2 tRNA genes are annotated in these 326 nt (G+C 52.1%); both read left to right on the forward strand.

Annotated features, from left to right (window positions below):
• The first annotated feature begins 122 nt into the window (after positions 1–122).
• Positions 123–199, forward strand: a tRNA-Arg gene (locus AN392_RS18185).
• A gap of 46 nt (positions 200–245) precedes the next feature.
• Positions 246–322 (forward strand) — tRNA-Arg (locus tag AN392_RS18190).
• Positions 323–326 lie beyond the last annotated feature (4 nt).

Below are 326 nucleotides of genomic sequence, written 5' to 3' on the forward strand. Positions count from 1 at the left end.
GTGTCCGAGTGGCCGAAGGAGCTCCCCTGCTAAGGGAGTATAGAGTTTGTAGCTCTATCGAGGGTTCGAATCCCTCCCTCTCCACCATTTTTTAAATGGCGAAATCTTGTAAACGTAAAGATGGGCGCATAGCTCAGCTGGATAGAGTACCTGGCTACGAACCAGGCGGTCGGAGGTTCGAATCCTCCTGCGCCCACCACTCTTTACACACTCTGCTTAGAGTTAAAACAAGCAAAAATGAAAGTGGGCGCATAGCTCAGCTGGATAGAGTACCTGGCTACGAACCAGGCGGTCGGAGGTTCGAATCCTCCTGCGCCCACCACTTT

Source organism: Pseudoalteromonas sp. P1-16-1b, assembly GCF_001401785.1.
In the GTDB taxonomy this organism is placed as follows: Bacteria; Pseudomonadota; Gammaproteobacteria; order Enterobacterales; family Alteromonadaceae; genus Pseudoalteromonas; species Pseudoalteromonas undina.